The 3,228-nt window shown below is 66.1% G+C and carries 4 protein-coding genes; 2 read left to right on the plus strand and 2 right to left on the minus strand.

Annotated features, from left to right (window positions below):
- Positions 1-1,680, plus strand: a 1,680-nt coding sequence (locus AC1DYI_RS30480) for a hypothetical protein (RefSeq protein WP_477207862.1), incomplete at its 5' end; no start/stop codon positions are given.
- A 226-nt stretch (positions 1,681-1,906) separates the two neighbouring features.
- Here AC1DYI_RS30480 and AC1DYI_RS30485 read toward each other — a convergent pair.
- Positions 1,907-2,197 carry a hypothetical protein gene (locus AC1DYI_RS30485; RefSeq protein WP_477207863.1) on the minus strand — a complete coding sequence of 97 codons (291 nt, stop codon included), beginning with the start codon at positions 2,195-2,197 and terminating at the stop codon, positions 1,907-1,909.
- A gap of 190 nt (positions 2,198-2,387) precedes the next feature.
- Here AC1DYI_RS30485 and AC1DYI_RS30490 point away from each other — a divergent pair, with 190 nt between their 5' ends.
- Positions 2,388-2,720, plus strand: a complete 333-nt coding sequence (locus AC1DYI_RS30490; RefSeq protein ID WP_477207864.1) for a hypothetical protein — start codon at positions 2,388-2,390, stop codon at positions 2,718-2,720.
- A 70-nt stretch (positions 2,721-2,790) separates the two neighbouring features.
- Here AC1DYI_RS30490 and AC1DYI_RS30495 read toward each other — a convergent pair whose 3' ends face one another.
- Complete coding sequence (locus AC1DYI_RS30495) at positions 2,791-2,946, minus strand: DUF3096 domain-containing protein (RefSeq protein ID WP_477207865.1); 156 nt, start codon at positions 2,944-2,946, stop codon at positions 2,791-2,793.
- Between the last annotated feature and the right edge of the window lie 282 nt (positions 2,947-3,228).

Genomic DNA, 3,228 nt, shown 5'->3' on the forward strand with positions numbered 1-3,228 from the left:
GATCCAGCACTGACCAAGCTGCGCGATTCGTTCGCCATGCTCCAGGGCAAGGGCAGTTTCGTCAGCGAGCTCGGCGACATGCAGCGCAGGTTCGACCGTGGCGATATGGCGGAGCGCCGCGAGGTCTTGAGAGAGTTGCTGATCTCGGTCGTGGCCAGTGGCGATGTTGCCGACTACAGCGATGGCCGCAAGAACGCGATCAGCGGGCGCGTCGGCTTCTCGCCGGCAGGCGTCAGCGTCAACAACCACACGGTGGGCATCACGCCGGTGGTCGAGGGGTCGTACGACCGCACCAAGGCCACCGTGCTGCGCGCCGGCGTGGCGTCGAACACCGGCGTGCTCTACCTGGGCAAAGAGACCCGCCAAGGTGCCTCGCTCGGCGTCGGCGTGCGCGCGGGCCTCACCGATGGCTTGGGCGACTACAGCGTCGGCGCGATCGCGCGGCTTGGCGGCACGCATGCCTCGTCGACCGGGTTGATGGTCCGCACCAACAAGCAAGGCACCGAGCACGCGCGCCTGAAGCCAGAAGACGAAGCGCGGATGCAGTCGCCCAGCTGGAAGCGCATGACCGAGATGGTGGTCAACACCGTCTTCGATCTGGCCGGCAGCGGCGCCCAGAAACCTGCCAATGCGAATCAGATGTGGACGGGCGTGGTCAACGCGCTGGGCGACTACCAGGACATCTCATTCGGCTACAACCGCAGCAGCGCCACATCGGCGAACTGGTCACTGCAGGCCGATGGCACGGCTGGCATCCGGCTCGGGCCGGACGACAAGAAGACGCTGCTGGGCACGCAGGTTGGCGTCGGCGTGAAGCACACCTTCTTCAACCGCGGCAAGGCTCGCGACAGCGCCGGGGCGACGCAGGCCTTCCAGGGCACGAGTGCGAGCAAGGCGACGGGCATGGCAAGTGCCGACGTCGGCGTGACCCACCCCGTCATCAAGACGCAGGACGGCGGCTCGGTGATGCTGCTGTCGCGCAGCAAGATCGGCGTCGAGTCGGAGATGATCTTCGGCGCGTCGAACGGGCTCGTGCGGCTCACCACCGAAGACGGCCGCATCAACCCCAACATCTCGTTCAAGCACCGTGAGGTGTCGGTCGAGAGCGACTTCTTCAAGCTCGTGAACGCGAAGCGCGACGAGTGGACGCCCCGCCTGGGCGAGCGCGGTGCCGACGGCCGTCTGCAAAACGGCGACGCGGCGCTGAACACCTTCATGGAACAGCTGGCCAACCTGCCGCCGGGCAAGAACCGCACGTTCATCGAGCGCAAGAACCTGCGCACCGAGGCCGCCGAGACGATCAATGCCTTCGTGGCCCGGCTGGACGTGCTGCAGCGCGGCGTGCAGGAACACGCTGCGCGCGGCTCGCAGCCACCGCAGACCATGGCGCAGGAGATTCACGCGCTGCGCGAGAGCATCGCCAACGAGGTCAACAACGAGGCCAACTGGCAGCCGTTCCGCCTGTTCGTCAACGAGACCAACCAGATGACCGCCGACAGCAACGTGGCTGGCGAGGCCCGCTATTCGCCGGCCGCGCGCAGCGACCCACTGTCCCAACCCGACAGTGCCGCAGAAGCCATCCGTTATGGCGCCGGCAAGTTCGTGCTCGGCGGCGTGGTGCGCGCGGCGCATGGCGGGCGCGATCTGTTGACGCTGGACGCGCAGCCGGAGCGCGCCTGATCCGGTTGCGCTCGGAGGGACGCGATGCCGGCTGGCCGGCCCAGGCGCTCGGGCGCTGAAGGTTCAGTGCAGCGCGCCTTCCGGTCTGCGGAACCATCGGCTGTGAAGGAGGACGGCCGAACGGCGCAGGCGCGACCCGGGGCGAAAGACCGCCGGCCACCACACCCGCACCCGTCTGGTCGGCAAACCATGGTGGTCTTGTCGTCGGCCGCCACGCCCCGTGAGCCTACGGGGCAACACCGCCTGCCTCCGCGCCGGGAGCCACTGGCCAGACTAGCAGCCAGCCCAGCAGCGCGATCGCGCCCAGCACCTGCGCGGCCACGATGACTGGCAGCCACGACACCGTGCTGAGCATGCTTGGCATGGGCAGGGCGCACCAGAGCAGGCACAGGACCGCCAGCAGGTACAGGCCAGCAAACACGCGCCGTGCGCGGCGTGCGGAAATCTGCTGCCAATCGGTATCGGCAGCGTTGTTGGCGGCGTTGTGTCCGTCGTACCGAATCTTGTTCATCGTCATTGTGGTTCTCCCTTAAAGAGAACATTGGACGCTGCAACAAGCTCATGAAGTGAGCCTGTATCCACAGCCTTGACGACGGGCGGATTCGCAACAGTTCACACACAGCTTCTTGCCAGCCGGAGCGCTCAGCGGGAGACTGCCAATCGCAGTGCAAGCACCGATGTAAGGGATTCACTCGGAGCGACCGCCCATGAGCCTTCTTCGCCACCCGTTCCAGGGCCATGCGACCACGCCAAGGCACGACAGCCTGCATGTCGAGGATCAAGAGATTGCCGACCAGCTGAACACGCTGGAGCAATTGATCGAGTCGTTCGAACCCACGCCAGAGATCATCAAGGCCTTGGCCGATGGGTTGGCCGAGTTGCAGGCCGAGCAAGCCCGTCTGACGGCCGACGATGTGCGGCGCATCGAGGCGCTCTGGCGCATCGTCGCGCGACACGCGGTTTCGGTCCAGTTCACGCCGGTGAAGAGGCGGCGGCACTGGTTCGGCGCGCGGGCCAGCAAGCAAAGCCCGAACGGCTGAGAATCAGCCTCGCGGCAGGGGAGCGCGTCACACGTTGTGATCGCGCCCATCCGCGCCTGACCCGCGCGGATCAGTTCAGGTGCATCTGGCCGGCACCGAACAAGCCAACAAGCCCGATCACGATCAGGTAAGCCGCGACGATGTAGTTCAACAGCTTGGGCATCACCAGAATCAGGATGCCTGCCAGTAGCGAGATGATGGGCGTGAGACCCAGGTGGATGTTCATGGCGATGTCTCCTTTTGCTGCGCCGCACCGCGCCTGACGGCCGCGCGATGCCCTTGTGGCTTTGTAGTCGGTGCCACCACACAGTGTCTGTGCGGCGGCGAACACAGGTTCTCTCGGGGGCCTCCGCCATTCGCATGCGAGACACATGGGCGTGAGAGAGTTGCGGCCTCGAAGAAACAGCCGCCCCCGAATGAACAACGCCCGCCTGCTCTGCTGCGCTTTCGTCAGTTTGCTCGCCACTGTTGCGAAAGCCGCCCCGGACGAGGAGGCGCTGGGCAAGGC

It is taken from the genome of Ideonella sp. P3_A4, assembly GCF_056403075.1.